A 19,894-nucleotide genomic window follows, 5' to 3' on the forward strand; every position below is an offset into this window, starting at 1 on the left:
GAATGAGGAGGTCCCATGCGGATCGTGGTGGTCGGCGCTGGGCTGGGCGGAGTGTCCGCTGCGGTGGGGCTGCATCGCCTGGGCCACGAGGTGACGCTCTTCGAACGGGGCGCCGAGCTCCGGGAGGCGGGCACCGGGATCGTCGTCATGCCGAACGGGCTCCGCGCGCTGGACGCGCTGGGCCTGGCTGACGACGTGCGCGGGCACGTCATGCTCGCCGCCCGCGCCGGGTTACGGGACCGGCGCGGCCGGCCGCTGCTGGTCACCGACGCGGTCACGGCGCAGCAGGAGGTCGGGGCGCCCGCCATCATCGACCGGGCGGACCTGCACCGAGCCCTGCGCGCCCCGCTGCCCGCCGGCCTGGTGCGCACCGGGATCCCGGTCGAGCGCCTGGAACCGGACCCCACGGGAGTCACCGTGATCAGCGACGGCGCCCCCGTCGCCCGCGCGGACGCCGTGATCGCGGCCGACGGCATCGGCAGCAGGCTGCGCGGACAGCTCGTCCCCGGCCATCCGGGGCTGCGGCGGACCGGCAGGATGGATCTGCGCGGCATGCTGCCCCGCCCGCCCGGCGTGGACCCGGACCTGCTCGCCTGCCAGCTGGTCGACCGCCGCAACGGCGCGATGTTCGGCCTGTTCCCCGTCGGCGAGCACCGCCTGTACTGGTTCACCGACTCCCAGCTGCAGGACCCGCCGCCCGGCGCGGACGAGGCACGCCGGCGGATGCTGGCCCTGATGGCCGACTGGCATCCCCTGGTCACGGCGCTGATCGAGGCCACCCCGCCCGCCGACATCTACGTCGACCCGATCGCCTGCCTGGCCGAACCCCCGCCCTCGTACGCGTTCGGCAGGATCGCACTGCTCGGCGACGCCGCGCACGCCATGCCGCCCGACCTGGGCCAGGGCGCCAGCCAGGCCTTCGAGGACGCGGCCGCGCTGACCCGCCACCTGACCGGCGCCGAGCCGGCGGACGTCGCCCAGCGACTCCTGCGCTACGACGCCGACCGCAGGCCCAGCGCCAACCGCATCATGCGGGCGGCGTCCCGCCAGTCACGGCTGACCTCCCGGACCGGCATCGCCGCCTGGGCGCGGGACCTGTTGCTGCGCGCCGTGCCGTCCCGCCTGGCCACCCGGCAACTCGCCGCCCTCTGGCACGCCTGACAGTGTCCGCCCAGCCGCATGAGGACCTGTCCTGGGCGAACAGTCCTCCGTTTTCACCAGCTCAGCACCTGCGGTCGCCCGCTCGGGGCCGGCGACCGCTCGCGCAGGACCTGTACGCCCAGCGGGACCAGAGCCACGCAGAGCAGGACGGTGACCAGCACATCGGGAACCGAGGCGGCCTTCAGGACGCCCATCCAGGTGCCTCCCGCCAGCAGCAGCATCACGGCGCGGGCGGTGCCGAGGACGCCCGAACGCCAGGCGGCGATGGCCAGCAGGAGCGAGCCCGCGTACTGACCGACCGAAGCCCAGACCGGCACCCGCCACGGCCCGTAGGAGATGTCGACGTACTCCTTCATGATGGCGTTCGTGGCCTGGTCCAGCCCGAGGACCTCGGTGAGCTGGAAGGCGGTCTGATCGGCGCCGGCGAAGTACAGGCGGGCGAAGAGCCCGGCCACCAGCAGCGCGGCACCCCAGGAGGCGAGGCCGCCGCCGACCCGCTGGGCCAGAGCGATGAAGGCGGGGAAGAGCAGCACCACCCCCAGCGCGAACACCGCGTACGCGAGGGTGAGCAGGGCGGGTTGTGAGGCGTAGGCGAGGAGCTGGCCGTAGGCGGCGAACGGCTGCGCCTCGGCCCACGCCTGCTGCTGAGAGGTGAGGACGGTGGTGGAGCTCAGGTGACGCAGCAGGTATCCGGCGCACAGGACGACCGGCCCCAGGACGAGCGTCACGCCGCCGATCCACCGCCCGGGAAATGATGTTTCCATGGGGGCGAGCCTGCCGCGGGTGAGGCAGGCGATTCATCCGCCGATCGTCAACTCATACCCCTGTCCAAAGTCAGGTGCGATCTTGTCGCCGACGGTGTTTATGCTTCCCGCCCATGAGCATTCATGAGACCTCCGTCGTGCACATCCAGCAATTGGAGGTGGATTACGGCCAGACCTATCTCGTGGACGACGCGTGCAGCTCTGCCGGCGAGTTCAATGGCGTGCCGAGCGACCCTGCCGGGATCGTCCGAGTGGAAAAAGGCAAGGCCCTCCTGTTCGTAGGTCTTCAGTACGGGACGGTGGGGTTCACGGTGGCTGTTTCCGATCGGGATCCAGGCGCTGACCTCGATGGCTACGAAGACATCGTCGAGATCGGCTTCGACTCACCATCGGGCCGGGTCTCGCTGGAGGAATGGGGAGGAGCGAGGGCGCATGCTCTTCCTCCCCTCTCCGCCGGCCCCGGAACATATCGCTTGCGGTACCACGCCAGAGGAATGGATGAGGAGGACTGCGAAACGGTGACCGAGCATTATCTTCTGCAGATATGGCCTGCGCCGCCCGGTGGTCCAGCCGTACTGAAAACCGCGAGTGCATCCCTCCAACGCTGGCTGGACTTCGAACGCTCTCATTGAGCCGGAGCGATCCCTGTCAGGAGCGCGCGGCCGGCAGGCCGGTCAGGAACTGGGCGATGTCCTCACCCAGCAGGTCCGGAGCCTCCATGGCGGCGAAATGGCCGCCCCGGGGCATGTCGGTCCAGCGCACGAGGTTCGCGACCTGCTCCAGCCGCTCGCGCGGCTGGATCGGCAACTCGTACGGGAACGCGGAGAAACCGACCGGAACCTCGATGCGACGTCGGGGGGAGAGCACCAGCGGGTCCGCCGCGCTCTCCTTGTACATCCGCATCGACGAGGTGATGGTCTCACTGAACCAGTACACGCTGAGATTGGTCAGGATCTCGTCGAGCCCCACGGGGACCGCGCCGCCCGTCGCGCTACGGTCCGTCCAAGCATGGAACTTCTCGACCATCCACGCGGCCATGCCCACCGGCGAATCGGCGAGCGCGTAGCCGAGGGTCTGCGGACGTGTCGCGTGCACGTGCAGATAGCCGCCTTCCTCGCGCGACCAGGCCTGCCGGCGGGCGTCGTAGCGGGCCCCGGGCCCGTCGGGGGCCTCGTCAGCGCCGTCCTCGAACAGGAACGACGCGAAGTTGAGGTGGACCCCGATGACCGCGCCGGGCTCACGAAGTCCCATGCGCATGGCGATGCCGGCACCGATGTCCCCGCCCTGGACGGCGTACCGCGCATAGCCGAGCCCGCTCATCAGGGTGTGGAACAACCGAGCGGCCACCTCGGGCGACGTGCCCGGGGCGGTCGGACGGGAGGAGTACCCGAACCCCGGCAGCGACGGGATCACCAGGTCGAGCACGAGCCCCCGCGACGCCGCGGCGGCCGTGAGAGGCGGGACGACGGAGAGCAGCTCGACGAACGAGCCCGGCCATCCGTGGAGCAGCAGCAGCGGCACCCGCGCGGCCACGGCGCCTTCCGATGCGCCCACGATGTGGAGGAAATGCAGCTGCTGACCCTCGACGTCCGCCACGAACTGCGGAACCTCGTTGAGCTCGTCCGCCTTGCGGCGCCAGTCGAAACGAGCCCACTCGTCGACGACGTGCCGGAGGTAGGACCGGTCGACGCCCCAACCCCAGGCCAGGTCGTTGATCTCATCCGGCCAGCGGACCCGGCCCAGCCGGGCACGCAGGTCGTCGACCGCCGCATCGTCCACGGGGATACGCCAGGGTTTCATGGATATGACCACTTTCTACTCGGTCGTACCGGGGGCCGCCGGCCCTTCGCCCTCATCCAGCTCTATACCGACTCGCCGAGATCTCGGACGATCCAGCCGGGGTTGTCGAAGCGCACCGGCTGCGCGCCCACCAGCTTGGCCAGCTGCGTCTCGACGGTCTTGAGCTCGGCGGCGCCGATCTGCCGCGCCCACTGATCGCGCAGCTCGTCGAAGATCGCTTCACCTTGCCGCATGACGTCGTAGCCGAGTGCGGTGACCTGAAGGCGTTTGCGGCGGGCGTCGAGGGGGTCGGTGTCGCGTGCGACGTAGCCGCGCTCCTGCAGCACCGCGATGGTCCGCGCCGCTGACTGCTTGGAGATCGACAGACGGCGGCCCAGCTCTGAGGCGCTGTCGGCTCCTGCCGCGATGGCCCGCATGGCGAAATCATGAACGGGACGTACGTCCTCGTAGCCGCGCCGGGCCAACTCGGCGGTCGCCGCGTCGACGAGTGTGCGGAAGCCTCCGAGGAGCAGCAGCGCCAGATCGGCACCAGAGCGGGACATGGGCACCACGCTACAGCAGCCCCTGGACAAACGACAGTCTAGGTGTCTATTGTTCGACACCTTGACTGTCGAATTCGAGGAGAGACATGACCGCCACCGTGCCGGAAGTCACCCACCACCGCGCCAAGGTCAACGGAACCACCCTGCACTACGTCGCCGCGGGGGCCGACGGATCGCCGATCCTGCTGGTCCACGGGTTCCCCGAGACCTGGTGGACCTTCCACAAGCTCATCCCGCTGCTCGCGGCCGACCACCGCGTCTTCGCCGTGGACCTGCGCGGCTTCGGCGACTCCGCCAACGAGCCGGGCGCGTACGACAGCACGACCTCGGCCGAAGACCTGCACCAGCTGATCGCGCGACTCGACGTCGGCCCCGTCCACCTCACCGGTCAGGACATCAGCGGCGCGACGGTCTTCCGCCTCGCCACCACCCATCCGGACGATGTGCTCAGCCTCACCGCGATCGAGATGGGCCTGCCCGGGTTCGGCCTCGAAGCGCTGGCCGACGTCACCCGCGGCGGCGCCTGGCACATCGGCGTCCTCGCCGCGCCCGGCATCCCCGAGCTGCTGCTCGCCGGCCGCGAACGCGAGTTCCTCGGCCGATTCGCCTTCCCCGCCATGAGCGCCACCCCGGGCGCGATCACCGACGCCGACATCGACGAGTTCGCCCGCACCTATGCACGCCCCCATGGCTGGCGCGGCGCGATCGGCCTCTACCAGTCGATGCTGAAGGAAGGCCATGAGATCAAGACCCTCGCGGAGGCCCCTGGACTGAGGGTGCCCGTGCTCGCGGTCGGCGCGGGCGGCGGCCCGTTCACCGCCGGCACCATGTCCCAGGCCGCCACGTCGACCGAGGTCAGGTCCGTGTCACTCGACGGCGTCGGCCACTACGCCGCGATGGAGGCCCCCGCAGAACTGGCCAAGGCCATCCGCGACTTCACCGCGACCATCGACCCCGCCTGACGCCCAAGCTGCGCAGCGCCGATCGAACCAGCGGGGAAGCTCTCCTCCGGTCGGCACATAAGCACGATTCGTACGAAATCTGCGGCGACCAGGCGATTCAGCGCCAGTCCGGCGGCTTCCGCCTCAACGACCAGACGTTCGGCGGTCCGGGAGAACGGCACCCCTGGACCTCGTACACCAGGCGCCGAAGAACGGGGCCTCGTCCTGCGGCTCACGTTCCCTTTCCGGCAGTTCCTTGCCAAGGATGATCTTTGTAGCGGAGGGCGTCTATCAAAGTCCGGCTGTAGCCGCTCGCCTCGATGACCTCTTCAATGGTCGCGGGCATGGTGAGGGAGGAGTTGCTGGACAAGGTCGGCGATCTCCTTGCGGACGTCGCGAAGCTCCAGCGTCATCCGGCGTTCGATCTCGCCGAGCCTGCGGAGCTCCGCATGGCGTCCGTCCGCTCGTGGGGGGCTGTCGTCCATCAGGTCAATCTAGGCGAACCGTATGATCGGGCGCTGGACCCTCGCATGCCCGCCTTTCGCCCTCAGGTTCGCCAGACGCCCAGGCAACGCGCCATGAACCGAAAGGGGATCGCCTGCCCCTTGGTCTGGTCGACGGTGCCGACCAGGTGCAGGTCGAGCTCCGGGCAGTGGAAGAGCCACGTCCCGGTGGCTCCGGAGTGGCCGACGAGCGTGACAGGGCGGCGGCCCTGTGACATGAGCCGACCGGCCTTGAAGAACATCGTGCCCAGTCCGTACCGGAGGATGGGGATGTTGCGCAGCCGGTTGCGCCGCTCGGTGAGCAACTTCACTGAGCGAGGTTCGCCGAAGAGCCGACCGTCAAGGAGCGCTCGCTGAAAGGTGAGGAGATCGCCGGTGGTGCTGAACAGGTCGTTGCAGGACTCGATCATCGAGGTCAGCTCCACGCGACGCTGTCTCGCGTAAAGCGGTGAGGGTGGCGGGGTCGCCGGATCTGGCGGGCGATGTCCCGGAAGCCAGGTGTGCGTCAGGCCGAGCGGACCGAGGATCCGTTCGGTCAGCAGATCGGCGAACGACCGATCGGTCACCGTCTCCACGATGCGGATGAGCAACTGGAAGCCGGTGTCGGAGTAGCGGGCCTTCTGCCGGGCGGCGGCGAGGTCCTGCGGCTCGAAATGAGGGCGCTGCTGCTCGCGCGTAGTCCGTATCGTGTCCTCGAAGGTCCAGGCCCGGTCCTGACCGGCGGCGAGGTGATCATACAAGCTGGGGCCGTCACGACGCTTCTCGAAGTGGTCGGGCAATCCAGACGTGTGACTCGCGAGGTGGCGCACCGTGATCGCGGACGTCCGGTCGACTCCCCCGAGGACATGGAGTCCGGTGCTCACCTCCGCCGGCAGGTAGCTGCTGATCGGCGCGGCCAGGTCGAGCTCGCCGCGCTCGTACGCCTGCAGCACCAGGGTGATGATGAAACGTTTGGTGACGCTCGCGATGAAGAACGGGGTATCGGGACGCAGCGGATGATCGGCGGGGCCGGCGGCGGCGGACCAGCGCTGCTTTCCGTCCCCGCTGGTGACGGCGAGGTTGGCATGGTGTACGCCGCGTTGCGCGACCAGGCTCGCCAGCAGGCCCGTCAGCCGCGCGTCAACGTCGTCGGGCACGTGATTGTCATGAGCGGAGGTCGTGGTGAGCGGCGATGTCACGTGGATGTCCCTTGTCTCCGTCCCCTCAACGGGCCCCGTCGACGAACGGGCGAGGGCTCTGATGGGTCAACATATCTACTAGACATATCCATGAGAGTCAACGGCCTTAGACTTGGGCGATGGCCCATGTGATCCTCGGTCTGCTCCTGATCACCCCACGCACCTTCTACGACCTCATCAAAGTGTTCGAGGCCGGCGTCGCGCTCTTCTACAGCGCCAGCCCCGGCAGCATCAAACGCGCGCTGGACACCCTGCTCACGCGGGGGTCCATCGAGGTCGCCAGCGTCGAGGCCGGCGGCCGGGGGCGAAAGGTGTACCGCCTGACCGATGCCGGTCGTCAGGATTTCCGCGCGTGGATGACAGGGGAATTGGCTGGGCCGGATCTGGAGACCGCCGCGCTGTCCAGGCTCTACTTCCTCGGTCTGCTGGAACCGGCCGAACGCGTACCGGTGCTCCGCCGCATCACGGCGCGCATCGAGACCGGCCTCGCGACGCTCACGGCCCTCGACACGCACCTCGATACCGTGGACGTCCCTGAAGAGCACCGCGACCTCGCCACTCATCAGCGAGCGACGCTCGATTACGGCATCGCCGCACACCGCTTCATGCTCGACTGGTTCCGCGATCACATCGACCGGCACGAGACACCGAATCCAGCGGGGAACGCAGGTCACGGCTCCGGCGGACAAGTCCGTGCGCGACCGTGATCGACCCCTCGCCACCTTGGCCGATGCAGATTTCAGGACCCGGCAGCCAGGGGCCTGACCTTGGAGCTCCATGATGGTTACGCTGATCGACATGGGCATGGGTGAGGCATCTCTACGACTGCATGACGTAACGTCCGCCTTGGATACGACCCTCACCGCCCTGAGGGCTGCGGGGGCCGACCCGATGTACCGCATGGGCGGCACAGGCGCGGCCCTGCTGCAAGGCGTTCACCTTCCTGTCGGAGATGTCGACCTCTTGGTGGCTCGGCGGGAGGACGTGGACACGGTCGCTGCCGCTCTATCGTCCTTTCCCTGTCTGTATGCGGCGTCTTGGCTCCCCGAGAGTTCGCAGTATTTCGCCAGGTACGAGGTGAACGGGGTGCACGTAGAGATCAGCACGGTTGAGCAGGAGACCGACTCCGATGAGATGGAGTGCATCGGCCGGGGCCCGTGGCAGCACTACGTCCTGATCCCGTGTGGCGCGCATCGTGTTCCGGTGGTGCGCCTGGAACTGCGGTTGGCCACAGAACTCCTGCGCGACCGGTCCGATCGATACGAACCTCTCCTCGACCACATGGCGGCGCAGGGGTGCGATGCCGATCTGCTGCACAGGGCGATGACAGCTCGCGGTCTTTCGGCGGAACGCCGGCGCATGGTCCACGACCGCCTCGCCCGTTCTCCCGCATGATCAGAGGCCCTGGCAGGCGCCACCAGGACTGTGCGCGCACCGCCTTCCCGTAGAGAGGCGGGATAGGTTCAGTGCCTGTGGACGGGATCCTCGGCATTCTCGGTACGGCGGCCGCCATGTTCGTGGGCACGAACATCGACGACCTCATCGTGCTGACCGTGCTGTTCCTGTCCTCCCGGGCCGGTGGGCCGCCCAAGGCCTGGCAGATCTGGGCCGGCCAGTACACCGGCATCGCCGTCCTCGTCGTCGTATCGGTGATCGCCGCACTCGGCCTGACCCTGGTCCCCGACGACTACGTCGGACTGCTCGGCCTGCTCCCCATCGCCCTGGGCGTCCGGGGCCTCATCGCCGCGGCCCGAGCCCACGGCCCCGCGGACGACGCCTCCCCCGCGGTGGCCACCGGCCTGATCTCGGTCGCCGGAATCACGATCGCCAACGGCGCCGACAACATCTCGGTCTACACCCCGGTGTTCCGCACCATCGGCACCGCCCCCGCCCTCCTCACCATCGGCGTCTTCGCCGTCGGCGTCGCCCTGTGGTGCCTGGCCGGATCCTGGCTCGGCTCCCACAAGAAGATCATCGAAATCGTCGAACGCCACGGCCAGTGGCTCGTCCCCGCCGTCTTCATCACCATCGGCGCCCTCATCATCGCCGAATCCGGACTCCTCGGCGCGATCGATGCCTCGTCCGACGCTGCGATCCCAACCTCGGCGCCACCCTTGTCAAGGTCATGATCGTGGGCGTACCTACTTCGCCTTGCGGGTCTCACCCTGATCTGGGCTGTGCTTGCGGCAATGACGTTCGCGGCAACCGAACCCTTCGCCGAGGCATGGTCACGTCTTGGTCGGCGCCCACGCGATCCGCCAGGGCGGCGGGCGGGATCAACGTCCGCTTCGTCAGCCATTACCGTTCTCAGGCATTGACGCGCTTTCGAGCCACGCCCCGCTTCTGCCCGGCTCTCATCCGGGCATCCCGCCCCAGTAGCGCATGATCCGCGGAAACCTTCGAGCGAACTCTTCTTCACTGATGGGGTTCGGCTGCTCGTCGCGCAGTTTGTACCAGCCTTCGTCCAGGCCGGTACGGGCGTGTGCGCAGTCGTGCAGAGTCTCCAGTTCCAGGCCGGTGCACTTCTTGTAGGGCCCCCACGCGACAGCGGCGAGCAATTGGAATTCTGGGTACTCCTCATTGGTCCACAAGCCGCTCTTGCGTCGCCGCGTGAGCTTTTGGAGATGGAGAACTTCGGGAACCTCGATCAGGGTGTCGGGGTCGGTGACGACATGCTCGAAGGTCTCGTGTCCGAGGCTGATGAGCCAACTGCGAAAGTACAGGAAGCCGTCTTCTGAGCCCAGGGGGAAGACGCCGTGATAGGCAACCCACAGGTCCCAGGTGTTGGAGCGGTACTCGCAGATGTTGAACCACTTCTGAAAGTCGATGATGTCGTCCACAGAAAGTCCGCTGAGTCGCTCCTCCAGCCACTGCAAGCGCGCCTTCTTGGTGTCGCTCTCCCGGCCGGACTGCTCTATGAGTACCCAGAAGGCATCCTCGTCCATGGGGGGGATCATGGCACGAGCGACTGACTCCGCCTCGAGAGCCGGCGCACCACCGCATCAACCTGCCGGCCCTGTCACAGTCTTCGGCTCCTTGCGGAAGCACAGGCCGGCTCGGAGGTCTGCCAGCTCCCGGCGAAGCGCATCGCGTTCGGTGAGCAGCTCTTCCAGGTCGTCCAGGGTGAAAAGCGTCTTGGACGGGCCGTTCATGGTCCAGCCGCTCAGGCCGGGTTCCCAGAAGATCTCAACCTCGTCGCCTTCCCAAGGATCACCACCGGGGGTCGCGTCCTGGGCAGTGGTCACAATGAGCTCCTCCACCCGCAGCGACCAGTTGTCACCGTCGTGAACGTCAATCACGACGGGGGTGTCATCGGGGAGGCCGGCGAGGTAGTCGATAAGCTGCCGTACGGTGAGCATGACCGTAGGGTTTCTGGGATGTGCGCACTGCACAAGCCCTCGCCCGACCTACCATCCCGATGGTCCTATGCCGGGAAGCCAACTGATGACCGTTTGAGACCCATGACGCGGGAGCAGAGCCTTAGCGTTTGCGCGGTGAGAGTCGAACACAGCGCAACGCTTCGAATCATGAGTGACGTGCACAGCCCTACCGAGATCTCGGAAGCGTTACGGATGCACCCATCAGAGGTCACTCATTCGGGCGATTGGCAGCTCGAAGCATCTGCCCAAGGCAACGAGGCCTCGTTAGAGGAGCTCATCAGGACAGTGACCGGCCCTCTGCTTGGAGTTGCGGACAGGCTCGGCACACTGGCCAGGCAGGGAGCAACGATCGAGCTGCACCTTACGCGGGACTTGCTGGGGCCTGGTGCGGGTGCTCTGTGCTTCATGTTGGACGCCTCGGTGATCAAGCTTCTGGCCGAGGTTGGCGCCGAAGTGTGGATCGACGAATACGACGACGTCGACTGGGAGCGCGACGCGCATACGCCGCCAGCCTGATCATCTCGTGAGCCGTCGTCCCGCCCGGATGGAGCTAAGTTGGCGAAACGGTTTCCGTCGCCCCGACGGACTGCCGCCACTCCAGGGCTTCGGCTGTGTCGCGGTACTCCAAGAGGTGTTGCCCAGCGATCTGCTGGAGCAGATCGCGCACCTCGGCTGGAGTGGCGTGGAAGAACTCTCGTCGCAGGTTCACCTTGTTGAGCCGACGATCGCTCAATTCCGTGTGCAGTCGTCCCTCGAGTCCCACCGCGTCCTCGCTGAAGATCAATGCATGTGTGTCGAACCTGAACGGCACTGAAGCGTCACCCAGCTCGCGAACGCGGTCTTCCGGCTCCAGGCGCCGTGTCATACCGATCTTCACGACGTTCTCGCCGAAAGCGCCGAGATTGGAGATGACGTACACGTATCCCGCCCTGATATTCGCTTCGCGAGTCTCGACGTCGGCGACCGCCGCCCCGATCTCTTCCAACTTGGCCTTGAGCTCATCCATGCTTTCCGCGGACGCGGTGCCGTTCTTCAGCAGTTTGGCCAGCGCCGACCGGTAGTGCGCCTCCTCCTTGCGGAGGCGCGCCTTCTCACGTTCGAACTCGCGGCGTGCGGCCTCCTCCTCACGCTGCTGCTCGCGCTGGGCGCGGATGAGCTCCTTCTCCTGCTCCTGCTTGGCCAGGTAGTCGGCAGTCAGCTCCAGTTCTTGGATACGCGTGCGGTGATAGTCGGGGTGAACATGGATGTGCATGGTCCGCCCCAGCTTGACGATCGTCTCCACGACCTTCTCCAGGCGATCGATTGACGACTGGAGCTTGTACGGGCGCATCGTTCGTACGCAGTTGTCTGCCTCGGCGTTATACGCGCGCAGCATCAGCTTGGAAAAGTCTCGCACCATTTTGCGTCCCTCGGCCGCCGACCCGTTCACCTGCCAACTGGTGGCGCCGACGACAGCCTGTCCCTCTTTTGTCATCTCCTTGATCCGAGCCTTCACCCGTACGAGTTGGTCCTTGTAAGCCACGGCGTCGCTCAGTGGATGCCGGTACTCGTAGACACCCACCTCTTGAAGAAGGACGGTCTCCTCGGTCTGCACGATTCGGTGCTCAATCTCACGTAGGCGTCGGGTGGCATCGTCGATGGCGGTTCGCAGTCCCGCGTGCTCACCATGCAGAGCCTCGGTCATCGCCGCGATGCGCATGGCGTCCATCCCACCCAATCGCTCCACCCATTGGCGTAGCTGGGAGTTCTCCTCTTCGAGTCGCTTCTTACCTCCGAAGAGTCCACCCCCCTTACGTTCTGGTGGCTGTGGTGCTGCCGGTGCAACGGGCCTCTCTTCCGGAACCCAGAATTCCCAGCCCGGAGGAGCCGGCGGCCACGACGGATCCGGTTGCCATCCCTGCGGCGGCTTCCACCCGCGAGGCGGGACCGGCCAACCAGGGGGAGAGTTGAACCGGTTCTCGGCCATGAGCGCTCCTCACTTGCACACAACAAGGCGTACACAGGTGAGATAGCTGTGAGCGCCAAAAGAGTTACATCAAGCAAGCAGCCGCAAGTATGCGGGCCAGGTCAGCCGCATGCGTGCTCATGAGATGCGATTCGCCTTTTCCGCCGTCCTGCGGAACTCCGCGCCGTCCCACCTGTAGGTCTGGCTGACGATCAGGTCCGGACAGCATCTGGGGGCTCGGTCGCTGACCGCTTTGCCGTACAGGTGCACATGCCCGCCCCGGATCGTGATTTTCAGGGACCTGAAGTAGTGGTTCTCCCCGAGTTTCCCGAGCAAGCGCGGGGCCGAGGATGAGGAGGCTTCGTCGTAGACAAAGGCAATCAAGGGATTGCTTGACGTCGAGCTCGGGCACGACGACACGACGACGGTCTCACGCCTTCGGTCACGGGTAAGGTCACCGACAGCCGCAACGCGGGTGCGCACGACGTACCCGGCGGCCTGCGGACCCTGTTTGGGGCAGTTCAGATCCGGCTCCACTACGGACGCCCAGTCAACCTGGTCCTGCCGGTCGGCGGCATGGCCGGCATTCCCCGCAATGGTGGTGGCGCCCTGTGCCGCTGCACTGTCCACGGTGGCCGCGTTGGCGACACCTCCACCCAAGACCGTCAGGCAGGCGGTCAGGGAGGCAACGCTGATCCTGGCTTCGTATCGGCGGGCTCTGTCGTGACTCGTGCGCTCAGTAGGTGAGGTCATGGTCCGTCAGACGCGGGAGACCTCGGAAAAGTTGTGGGCTGTGGGTTCATGCCGCAAGGCAACTCGCAGCCCGTGACCCCTCGGCTTCGTGTAGCCATCGGCACCCAGCTCTATGGTCTCGCCGGTGTACAGCTTGACCACCCACGCCGGCCACCTGCGACTTGGATATGCCGCACACTGCGCGCAGCCCATCCGGCCTGATCAACCCGTCTGCCGTCGACTGGCTCACTCACTCCGTCAGGTGATCACTATGGATCACATGTGTTCCTCGGCAAGGCGTGCGATCTCGTCGACGGTTCCGAGCGGCACCGTGACGGCAATGTCCCACGTCTCGTCGTCCTGGCCGACAAGGATCGTTGCTTGCCCCTCACTTGCTGCCCAGAACACGCGGGCGTCAGCGCAGGTCCCGACTGGGAGTGAGCGGCGCGCGTCCCAATCCGCCTCCCCAATCTCGCGGAGACGGAACAAGTCAGCCATCGGCGCCCATATGTTGAGCTCCCATGATTCGGCCTGCAGTTTCACCACGGCTACGGAGTCGTCGGACTCCATTAAGGTCACATCAACCACGTGACCATGATCGCACTCAGAGAACGCTTAATGGCACGCGGAGATCAACAACCCCATACAAGATCTAGGCCCAGGTCTCGGAAACCGTGTCCTGGGCCTTCGCCATGAGAACGAGCGACGGGAATCGAACCCGCGCTATCAGCTCGCAGGGTGGTATGGGCCTCCGTTTCAAGGACCACTACAGCTCCGCGAGCGGACGCAAACTCACTCAGGATCGTCCTCCCCGCCGACCCGGCGGAGGGCGTCCGGCAACCCGTGCAAGTGGCGGTGGGGCGGTGGTCCTGCGCCAGGATCGTCGCGCAGTTCCTTCACCAGCGCCACGCAGAGGAACAACAGGACGACCACGAACGGCAGCGCGACCAGAATCGTAGCCTGCTGCAGCGCCTTCAGCCCGCCGGCCAGCAGCAGTACCAGCGCGACCGACCCGACCAGCACGCCCCACATCACGACCAGGAGCCTGGAGGGATGCAGCGAGCCCCGGCTGGAGAGCGAGCCGAGCACCAAAGCGGCCGAGTCCGCGCTGGTCACGAAGTAGACGGCCACGAGGACCGCCGCCACCACGGTGGTGAGCAAGCTGAGCGGCAGTTGGTCGAGGAGTGGGACCGAGTGATCACCCAAGGCTCGGGGAGATGAAAAACACCAAAGCCCAGGTGCCGAATCCATCGGTCTACCTGGGCTTTCGTCAGGAGAGCGGGCGACGGGAGTCGAACCCGCGCTATCAGCTTGGGAATTGCAGAGATATTGGCTCGTAGGGGCTTTGACCTGGACTTTATTCCTTCCCAGTGAGCTCGTTCGTCACCGACTCCATGAAGATGGCGGCCTCGACCTCGCTGATCGCGACGTGACCGACGTCGTTGTGGCCGAAGTCGTACCGCCTGAGGTATTCCGTCCGCTCCCAGCGGAGGTTGCGGGTGAAGGCCTCGTCACACGTCCGCCCGTCAAGAAGCCGGCGGCGTACGATGCCGCGCGGCTGCGCCCGGGGGTACCCGTTACCGACCTTCGCGTAGTAGGTGATCTCCCCCTCGGCGTCCAGGGCGTCGAGGGTCGCGGAAGCGAGGGTGAGGAACGGGGTGGCGGCGGCGTTGCTCTCCACGGTCCCCAGGCGGATCATCACCCCGTTCAGGTCGATGAACTCCTCGATGAAGAATCCGCCGCCTCGTTCGTACAGGGTCAGCAGCGGCTCGTACGGGTCGGGGAGGCCGGCCTTGGTCTCGGAGGGGAGCGCCGCCCAGTTCACCGCGTCCCGGCACGTCGTCGCGATGGAGCGCGGGCCGACGCCGCTCAGCATGAACTCCTCGAGGTCGGCGGCGACGTCGCCGGGCAACCGATCCGCCGGCTCGACATGCTGGGAGATGGCGAAGAACGGCCAACCTCCGGCACCGCAGTGCCGGGCCCACAGAGCCGCCCGGCGCAGATACTCCCGCATCAGGAGGGCCCGGGAGTTCGCCTGGTCGAAGGCGCGGTCCATGTCGGACCAGTCGATCGCGCGCAGCCGGTCGAGCATCACGCGCGCAGGATGGGTCACGCCACGGCCCTCCCCTCTCAACGTCCTTGGCACGGTGGGCCGCTGGCTGGCCAGAAACTGAAGGCACGTGGCGCGGCGGCGCGGCGCCAAGTCGGCGGGTGCAAGGTCCGCGAAGTTTCGTCACAAGCTTGGCTTGCCCGACAAGGCGAGGTAGGCGGCTCCAGCCGAGTTCAGGACGTTGGTCCATCCACGATGGTCGAGATAGGCGTTGTCTGGAGCGGTAGGGCCGAGGTCATCGAGTACGAGCAAGAGGGCGTCGGCCACCACCTGCACGAGGTCGGCTTCTCGCTGATCCAGGAAGAGATGGGGGATCAGTGCTCGTGCGCCGTGTTGGTCGATGAAGGTGTCGTCGATAAGCCAGTGCACGGCAGAGGTGAGATCCGGCCATCCCTTCCCGGATCTCCAGTGCTGGTCCTGATAGTCGCGGTCACCCAAGGCTCGTAATGCCTCGAGCACGTCCTCGCGCCGCTCTGGCCACTTCAGCCGCAGTTTGCCCGGATGTTCTTCCTCCACGGGAGCCAAGCTACTCGGACACCTCAATGTCACGTCGCTGTGGGCGTGGTGGTCGGCGATGAGTGCCTGGTAGATCACGTCTGCCAGGTGCGGTTTCCGGACGCGGAAGCCATGACCGCCGCCGAGGATGACCACATCATCCCGCGCAACCCCTCTGCCGGATCCGGGGGGCCGGCGACGAGCACTCGGAGGAGCGTCCGGTGCTCACCGTCCCTCGGGTGTTCGAGCTGGCCGACCGCGTAGGGCAGAGGCCGAACGCAGTTGTCGTTCCAGGTCTTGATCCATTCCTCCAGCGCGGTCTTCAGAGCGTCGAGGGATCAGAAGTTGCCGCACTCCAGGCAGCGGCGTTCCAGTTCGGCGAACCAGCGTTCGACCTGGTTGATCCAGGAGAAATAGGTCGGGGTGAAGTGCAGGACGAAGCGCGGGTGCGCCAGCAGCCAGGCATGCACCAGCGGCGCTTTGTGCGTGGACAGATTGTCGCAGATGAGATGGACCGCCAGGCCCCGCTCGACCTAGCGGTCGATCTCCTCCAGGAAGTCGACGGCGCGGTGGCGGGCCGACAGCTTGCCGATCACCGTGCCGGTGGCGGTGTTGAGCGCGGCGAACAGATCCACCGCGCTTAGGCGAGCACTTCGGCCTCATCGAGCAACGCGGCCAGACGTGGGTAACGGCGGCGCATCTCCTCGATGTCGCTGAAGTCCCACATCGCCCCGAGCCTCGGATACTCCCCAGTGCCCTCGGGCAGCCTGTGTCCCGTGATGCGCTCGTAAGCCCTATCAGGGGTGTACATGAATTGCTCGCACTCGCATTCGTCAGCACCGTCGAGTATGCAACTGCGGACCGGTCCGCAGTCTGCCAGGGAATCCGGATTTCCAAGTGCGGCCTCGTAAACCTCACGTCCCTGGCTGACCAGCCAGCAGCGGAAATACTCGAAGCCGTCGTCGGAGCAGCCGGCATTGATCAGGTAGGCAGCCCCCCAAAGGTCGATCCGATGCGCGGCGAGGCGGAGATCGGTGAGGTGGCGGTCGAATGCGACGATCTCCGGTGGGGGTAATCGGCTGAGCCTTGAGATCAGTTCTTCGCAGTCGTCGTCGGGGCCGGTCGGCGGAGGGCATTCCGCGAGGATCGCCCAGAAGTCGTCACGAGTCATGATCGGCATTCTGACGTCGCGGCCGAAGCAGCGTCCACCCTGTCAGCTGTCCTGCGAGGCAAGAGCAGCGTGAGATCTCGGAGCGGCCCGGGGCGCTTGCGGCCGGGGACCGGTCCTCAGGCCGCATGCCCGGCCACCGAGCGGCAGAATGGCCGCTCGGCGGCGTACAGCGCCGCCCTTGGTGCCTACAAGAACTATTCGGCAGTGTTCCGGCTGTGCTTCGATCTTCTGGGCCTCGGCGATGAGCTCGACTAGATCGGCCACGAGCTTCGGGCCGGCTGCGATGGTCGCTCGGGAACTCATGCTGTGCGGGCTGCCGTCGATGTCCACGACTGCGGCTCCGGCTTCGCGGGCGATGAGGACGCCTGCGGCGGTGTCCCATGGGTTGTTGCTGAGCATGATGCACGCGTCCGTCTTGCCGTGAGCCACCCACGCCAGATCGACGGCGGCCGAGCCGTACATCCGAACCCGTTGAACACGAGCGGCAAGCTCATGGGTGAGCGCGAGACGGGGCCGGTTACGCTCCTGGGCGTCGTTGCCCACGGCGTAGTCACCGATGGACACGATAGCGGCGTCAAGGTCGCGGGTGTCGCTGGCCTGGATCTCCACACCGTTGGCCTGAGCACCTGCTCCTTCGGCCGCGGTGTAACGCGTCCTGAGGAACGGCAGGTCGATCACGCCGACCCTGGGCATGTCCTTGTCCAACAGGCCCAAGGAGACACCGCACAACGGGATGCCGCGCAGGAAGTTCGCGGTGCCGTCCACAGGGTCGAGGGCCCACATCAGGCCGTTGCCGGTACGGCTGACACCCTCCTCCTCCCCCAGGAACCCGATCTCAGGCGTCTCGCGGGACAGGAACTCTCGTACGGCGTGCTCGACGGCGTAGTCCACTTCGGTGGCCATGTCCCGGTCACCCTTGGCGGTGATGACGCCAGGTGCCGTGGTGCGGATGATCTCGCTGGCGATGGTGACAGCGTGGTCGGCGATCGGGAGAAGCGTCCGGGTGTCGAGGGTCATACAGGCCTGCTCCGCTCCCACATGGAGGTGAACACCTGGTCGAAGACGGGAACAGCCCATCTGCGGCGGTGTTGTCTGCGATCATGAGCGTAGGCGGATCCGCCCGCGCGCCTATGGCAAGTACGGCTGAACCACGCAAAGTCCGCGATCCACGATCAGGGCGTATAACCGGATCGTCTCATCGTAGACATAAAGCTCAAGGCACTGGGCTGACTCCCTGTCCAAGCGGGCGCGCAACCTGATCAACATGCTGATGTTGAGGAGGCCCGCCGCGCTGATCACCTTCGCCCGCTCCCGTCAGTGCGCAACCCGCTGACAGCGGCGTTCCTGACGCGAGCAAGGCGGCGGCCGCCGTCGCCCGCCAGATCGAGCGCGGACAACCTCAACGAACTTATCCAAGTCGCCGAGGCCGAGCACGTCCCCATCACCGACGACGAGGTCCAGGACCTGCGAAACCAACTCCACCAGGCCCGGAAGGGACAGCCCGCTGGCGGGACGGCCGCGTGATTCGTTCTCCCGCTGCCCCCGGTGGAACCCTCGTCCTCGACAGCGAGGGACTGGCAAAGGCCGCCCTACGCGACCGTACAGTCACCCCATGGCTCGCTCTCGCCCGCGCCGACGACCTTCGGGTCATCACCTCTGCTGCCACGCTCGTCGAGGTGGTTCACCCCCGCGTCAACCGGTCGGCCCTGGAGTGGACATTGTCCCGCCTTGTCGTCGAGCCCGTCACCGAACCGATCGCCCGCTACGCCGCCACGCTCCTGTCCGACGCCGGGTTGCACGGGCACAAGTACGCCATCGACGCCATGCTCAGCGCCACCGCCCTCTCTGCCCCAGGTCCCGTCACGGTCCTCACCTCCGACCCCGACGATCTCACCGCTTTCTGCGGCGTACGCGTCACTGTCATCAAGGTCTAAGTTGCCTGGTTGCGACCGAGTGACCGCCCAAGGCTCGGGGGAGATGGCAACATCAAAGCCCGGGTGCCGAGTCCACCGGTCTACCTGGGCCGCTGTCAGCTTGGGAACTGCATCGATCACGGCCTGACGAGGCTCTTAGCTGGGCAGAGGGCCGGTCATGAGGAACCGTGATTGACCCCTCGTCGCCCCTCTTAATGGCCCGGCGATCACCCCGTGGACTGGTATTTCTCGCACTACGCGCATCTCGCCCGTCCGAGATCATCCCGTCTGACTCGACCCGCCGAAGTGGAAAACGCACCAAGCCCTCGGCTAAGGGATGATCGTGCTGTGGGCTTCGGGACATACGCCAGACGCGTTCGCGACCGTGATCTTCCTTTCGGGAGGCGTTTCTGCGCGCTGAGGTGCGCAGTCGGCTGCTACTACCCGATCGGCTTCAACGCGACTTGGTCATACCTGACCACGGCGGGAAACCTTCGACGCGATGAGTTGGCTCTGATCCGGGCGCTGCACATGCTGGAGCTCAGCCGGAACGCCTGGCTTGCGGAGATCGACGCCTTCGCCGACCGGCGATGCCTCGAAAAGCGAAAGCATCGCCGTAGTCCGCTCGCGTCGGAAGTGCGATACCTGCATGGATGGAGATGGCCCGGGCCAGAAGGTCATCGGGTGATGGTCCGAGAGATTGGCGTCCTGTGGGCTCAGCATGTACCCGTCCCATTCCCTGATGTACCGAGCTCAGAGAGGGACGACCTCGTCGAGCTGAATGCCACTCTTGCCGACTGCGTATCGGCCTACCTTCGTAACAACGGCTCGGCCGACCCAGGACATAAGGCCACCCTCCTCAAGTGCCTGCGCAAACTCCGCAGGCATCTGGGGCACCACCTGGGCTCCCCCTCCCCCTTCTACGACGCCTACGACTACCATCGCCGCCTGCTCAAGGTGACGGAACTGCTAGTCAACGATGCGTTCCCGTTCACCGCTGAGACGCAGGACCAGGGCTAGCTTCAGGGCCGCGCTCAGGCATTCGACACTGACCACATGGCAGGCCAATCCACGGCGGTCTCCCCGTAACCTGGCCCTTCCGGCCTTGCCCGGGACGATGGCGGGCGGGTGATCAGGCTTCCACCTCGGCCACCTACGGACCTCGCGGGCCCGCGTAGGACGACCTCTAGCGTGCCTGAATGGCGTAGGCAACCTGCCTGGAACCTTCGCAAGGAACTGTCACACCTGCCGGTCACACT

Annotated in this window: 26 protein-coding genes; 9 read left to right on the plus strand and 17 right to left on the minus strand. The window is 66.4% G+C overall.

Going from position 1 to position 19,894, the window contains the following annotated elements:
- Positions 1 to 15: 15 nt before the first annotated feature.
- Positions 16 to 1,161 carry an FAD-dependent monooxygenase gene (locus ACIBQX_RS32135; RefSeq protein WP_397011121.1) on the plus strand — a complete coding sequence of 382 codons (1,146 nt, stop codon included), beginning with the start codon at positions 16 to 18 and terminating at the stop codon, positions 1,159 to 1,161.
- A gap of 53 nt (positions 1,162 to 1,214) precedes the next feature.
- Here ACIBQX_RS32135 and ACIBQX_RS32140 read toward each other — a convergent pair whose 3' ends face one another.
- The gene (locus tag ACIBQX_RS32140; protein WP_397011123.1) at positions 1,215 to 1,925 is read right to left on the minus strand and encodes a hypothetical protein; all 711 of its coding nucleotides are present in this window, start codon (positions 1,923 to 1,925) and stop codon (positions 1,215 to 1,217) included.
- Positions 1,926 to 2,038: 113 nt separating this feature from the next.
- On the opposite strand from ACIBQX_RS32140, the gene ACIBQX_RS32145 reads away from it, so the two are divergent.
- Positions 2,039 to 2,557 (plus strand): hypothetical protein, encoded by a 519-nt coding sequence (locus tag ACIBQX_RS32145; RefSeq protein WP_397011125.1) that lies wholly within the window; start codon positions 2,039 to 2,041, stop codon positions 2,555 to 2,557.
- A gap of 16 nt (positions 2,558 to 2,573) precedes the next feature.
- Here ACIBQX_RS32145 and ACIBQX_RS32150 read toward each other — a convergent pair whose 3' ends face one another.
- Positions 2,574 to 3,725, minus strand: coding sequence for an epoxide hydrolase family protein (locus ACIBQX_RS32150; protein ID WP_397011127.1), 1,152 nt, complete (start codon positions 3,723 to 3,725; stop codon positions 2,574 to 2,576).
- Between the two features lie 62 nt (positions 3,726 to 3,787).
- Entirely contained in the window at positions 3,788 to 4,267 is a 480-nt protein-coding gene (locus ACIBQX_RS32155; RefSeq protein WP_397011129.1) for a MarR family winged helix-turn-helix transcriptional regulator, read from the minus strand.
- A gap of 86 nt (positions 4,268 to 4,353) precedes the next feature.
- Here ACIBQX_RS32155 and ACIBQX_RS32160 point away from each other — a divergent pair, with 86 nt between their 5' ends.
- Entirely contained in the window at positions 4,354 to 5,229 is an 876-nt protein-coding gene (locus ACIBQX_RS32160) for an alpha/beta fold hydrolase (RefSeq protein ID WP_397011131.1), read from the plus strand.
- Positions 5,230 to 5,537: 308 nt separating this feature from the next.
- Here ACIBQX_RS32160 and ACIBQX_RS32165 read toward each other — a convergent pair whose 3' ends face one another.
- Both ACIBQX_RS32165 and ACIBQX_RS32170 read right to left on the minus strand, forming a co-directional pair.
- Positions 5,538 to 5,693, minus strand: coding sequence for a hypothetical protein (locus ACIBQX_RS32165; RefSeq protein WP_397011133.1), 156 nt, complete (start codon positions 5,691 to 5,693; stop codon positions 5,538 to 5,540).
- A 62-nt stretch (positions 5,694 to 5,755) separates the two neighbouring features.
- Entirely contained in the window at positions 5,756 to 6,889 is a 1,134-nt protein-coding gene (locus ACIBQX_RS32170; RefSeq protein WP_397011135.1) for a serine hydrolase domain-containing protein, read from the minus strand.
- A gap of 119 nt (positions 6,890 to 7,008) precedes the next feature.
- On the opposite strand from ACIBQX_RS32170, the gene ACIBQX_RS32175 reads away from it, so the two are divergent.
- From ACIBQX_RS32175 to ACIBQX_RS32185, 3 genes are all read left to right on the plus strand, one after another.
- Complete coding sequence (locus tag ACIBQX_RS32175; protein ID WP_397011137.1) at positions 7,009 to 7,596, plus strand: PadR family transcriptional regulator; 588 nt, start codon at positions 7,009 to 7,011, stop codon at positions 7,594 to 7,596.
- A 70-nt stretch (positions 7,597 to 7,666) separates the two neighbouring features.
- Entirely contained in the window at positions 7,667 to 8,284 is a 618-nt protein-coding gene (locus ACIBQX_RS32180; protein WP_397011138.1) for a hypothetical protein, read from the plus strand.
- Between the two features lie 77 nt (positions 8,285 to 8,361).
- A complete protein-coding gene (locus ACIBQX_RS32185) occupies positions 8,362 to 9,018 on the plus strand; it encodes a cadmium resistance transporter (RefSeq protein WP_397011140.1) in 657 nt (218 codons plus the stop codon).
- Positions 9,019 to 9,243: 225 nt separating this feature from the next.
- Here ACIBQX_RS32185 and ACIBQX_RS32190 read toward each other — a convergent pair whose 3' ends face one another.
- Both ACIBQX_RS32190 and ACIBQX_RS32195 read right to left on the minus strand, forming a co-directional pair.
- Positions 9,244 to 9,834, minus strand: coding sequence for a DUF4240 domain-containing protein (locus tag ACIBQX_RS32190; RefSeq protein ID WP_397011142.1), 591 nt, complete (start codon positions 9,832 to 9,834; stop codon positions 9,244 to 9,246).
- A 57-nt stretch (positions 9,835 to 9,891) separates the two neighbouring features.
- On the minus strand, positions 9,892 to 10,248 hold the full coding sequence (locus ACIBQX_RS32195; protein WP_397011144.1) for a hypothetical protein: 357 nt from the start codon (positions 10,246 to 10,248) through the stop codon (positions 9,892 to 9,894).
- A 168-nt stretch (positions 10,249 to 10,416) separates the two neighbouring features.
- Here ACIBQX_RS32195 and ACIBQX_RS32200 point away from each other — a divergent pair, with 168 nt between their 5' ends.
- Positions 10,417 to 10,785, plus strand: a complete 369-nt coding sequence (locus tag ACIBQX_RS32200) for a DUF4279 domain-containing protein (RefSeq protein WP_397011146.1) — start codon at positions 10,417 to 10,419, stop codon at positions 10,783 to 10,785.
- A 34-nt stretch (positions 10,786 to 10,819) separates the two neighbouring features.
- On the opposite strand, the gene ACIBQX_RS32205 is transcribed toward ACIBQX_RS32200, so the two are convergent.
- The 10 genes from ACIBQX_RS32205 to ACIBQX_RS32250 all read right to left on the minus strand — a co-directional run bounded on the left by ACIBQX_RS32205 (position 10,820) and on the right by ACIBQX_RS32250 (position 18,021).
- Positions 10,820 to 11,977, minus strand: a complete 1,158-nt coding sequence (locus tag ACIBQX_RS32205) for a DUF4041 domain-containing protein (protein WP_397011148.1) — start codon at positions 11,975 to 11,977, stop codon at positions 10,820 to 10,822.
- A 375-nt stretch (positions 11,978 to 12,352) separates the two neighbouring features.
- Positions 12,353 to 12,844 carry a hypothetical protein gene (locus ACIBQX_RS32210; protein WP_397011150.1) on the minus strand — a complete coding sequence of 164 codons (492 nt, stop codon included), beginning with the start codon at positions 12,842 to 12,844 and terminating at the stop codon, positions 12,353 to 12,355.
- Positions 12,845 to 13,222: 378 nt separating this feature from the next.
- Positions 13,223 to 13,534: a hypothetical protein gene (locus ACIBQX_RS32215; RefSeq protein ID WP_397011152.1), complete on the minus strand. Its 312-nt coding sequence runs from the start codon at positions 13,532 to 13,534 to the stop codon at positions 13,223 to 13,225.
- Positions 13,535 to 13,738: 204 nt separating this feature from the next.
- Complete coding sequence (locus ACIBQX_RS32220) at positions 13,739 to 14,152, minus strand: BCCT family transporter (RefSeq protein WP_397011154.1); 414 nt, start codon at positions 14,150 to 14,152, stop codon at positions 13,739 to 13,741.
- Positions 14,153 to 14,303: 151 nt separating this feature from the next.
- Positions 14,304 to 15,059 (minus strand): hypothetical protein, encoded by a 756-nt coding sequence (locus ACIBQX_RS32225; RefSeq protein WP_397011156.1) that lies wholly within the window; start codon positions 15,057 to 15,059, stop codon positions 14,304 to 14,306.
- Between the two features lie 120 nt (positions 15,060 to 15,179).
- Positions 15,180 to 15,572: a hypothetical protein gene (locus ACIBQX_RS32230; protein ID WP_397011158.1), complete on the minus strand. Its 393-nt coding sequence runs from the start codon at positions 15,570 to 15,572 to the stop codon at positions 15,180 to 15,182.
- A 317-nt stretch (positions 15,573 to 15,889) separates the two neighbouring features.
- Positions 15,890 to 16,021 (minus strand): hypothetical protein, encoded by a 132-nt coding sequence (locus tag ACIBQX_RS32235; protein ID WP_397011160.1) that lies wholly within the window; start codon positions 16,019 to 16,021, stop codon positions 15,890 to 15,892.
- Positions 16,022 to 16,191: 170 nt separating this feature from the next.
- Positions 16,192 to 16,722 (minus strand): DUF4240 domain-containing protein, encoded by a 531-nt coding sequence (locus tag ACIBQX_RS32240; RefSeq protein ID WP_397011162.1) that lies wholly within the window; start codon positions 16,720 to 16,722, stop codon positions 16,192 to 16,194.
- Between the two features lie 42 nt (positions 16,723 to 16,764).
- Positions 16,765 to 17,739 carry an inositol monophosphatase family protein gene (locus tag ACIBQX_RS32245; RefSeq protein ID WP_397011164.1) on the minus strand — a complete coding sequence of 325 codons (975 nt, stop codon included), beginning with the start codon at positions 17,737 to 17,739 and terminating at the stop codon, positions 16,765 to 16,767.
- A gap of 111 nt (positions 17,740 to 17,850) precedes the next feature.
- Positions 17,851 to 18,021, minus strand: coding sequence for a DUF5919 domain-containing protein (locus ACIBQX_RS32250; RefSeq protein WP_397011166.1), 171 nt, complete (start codon positions 18,019 to 18,021; stop codon positions 17,851 to 17,853).
- Positions 18,022 to 18,242: 221 nt separating this feature from the next.
- On the opposite strand from ACIBQX_RS32250, the gene ACIBQX_RS32255 reads away from it, so the two are divergent.
- A complete protein-coding gene (locus ACIBQX_RS32255; RefSeq protein ID WP_397011168.1) occupies positions 18,243 to 18,656 on the plus strand; it encodes a type II toxin-antitoxin system VapC family toxin in 414 nt (137 codons plus the stop codon).
- Positions 18,657 to 19,166: 510 nt separating this feature from the next.
- A complete protein-coding gene (locus ACIBQX_RS32260; protein WP_397011170.1) occupies positions 19,167 to 19,655 on the plus strand; it encodes a hypothetical protein in 489 nt (162 codons plus the stop codon).
- The last annotated feature ends 239 nt before the right edge of the window (positions 19,656 to 19,894 follow it).

Origin of the sequence: Nonomuraea sp. NPDC049714 (assembly GCF_044465295.1) — a bacterium.
GTDB lineage: Bacteria > Actinomycetota > Actinomycetes > Streptosporangiales > Streptosporangiaceae > Nonomuraea.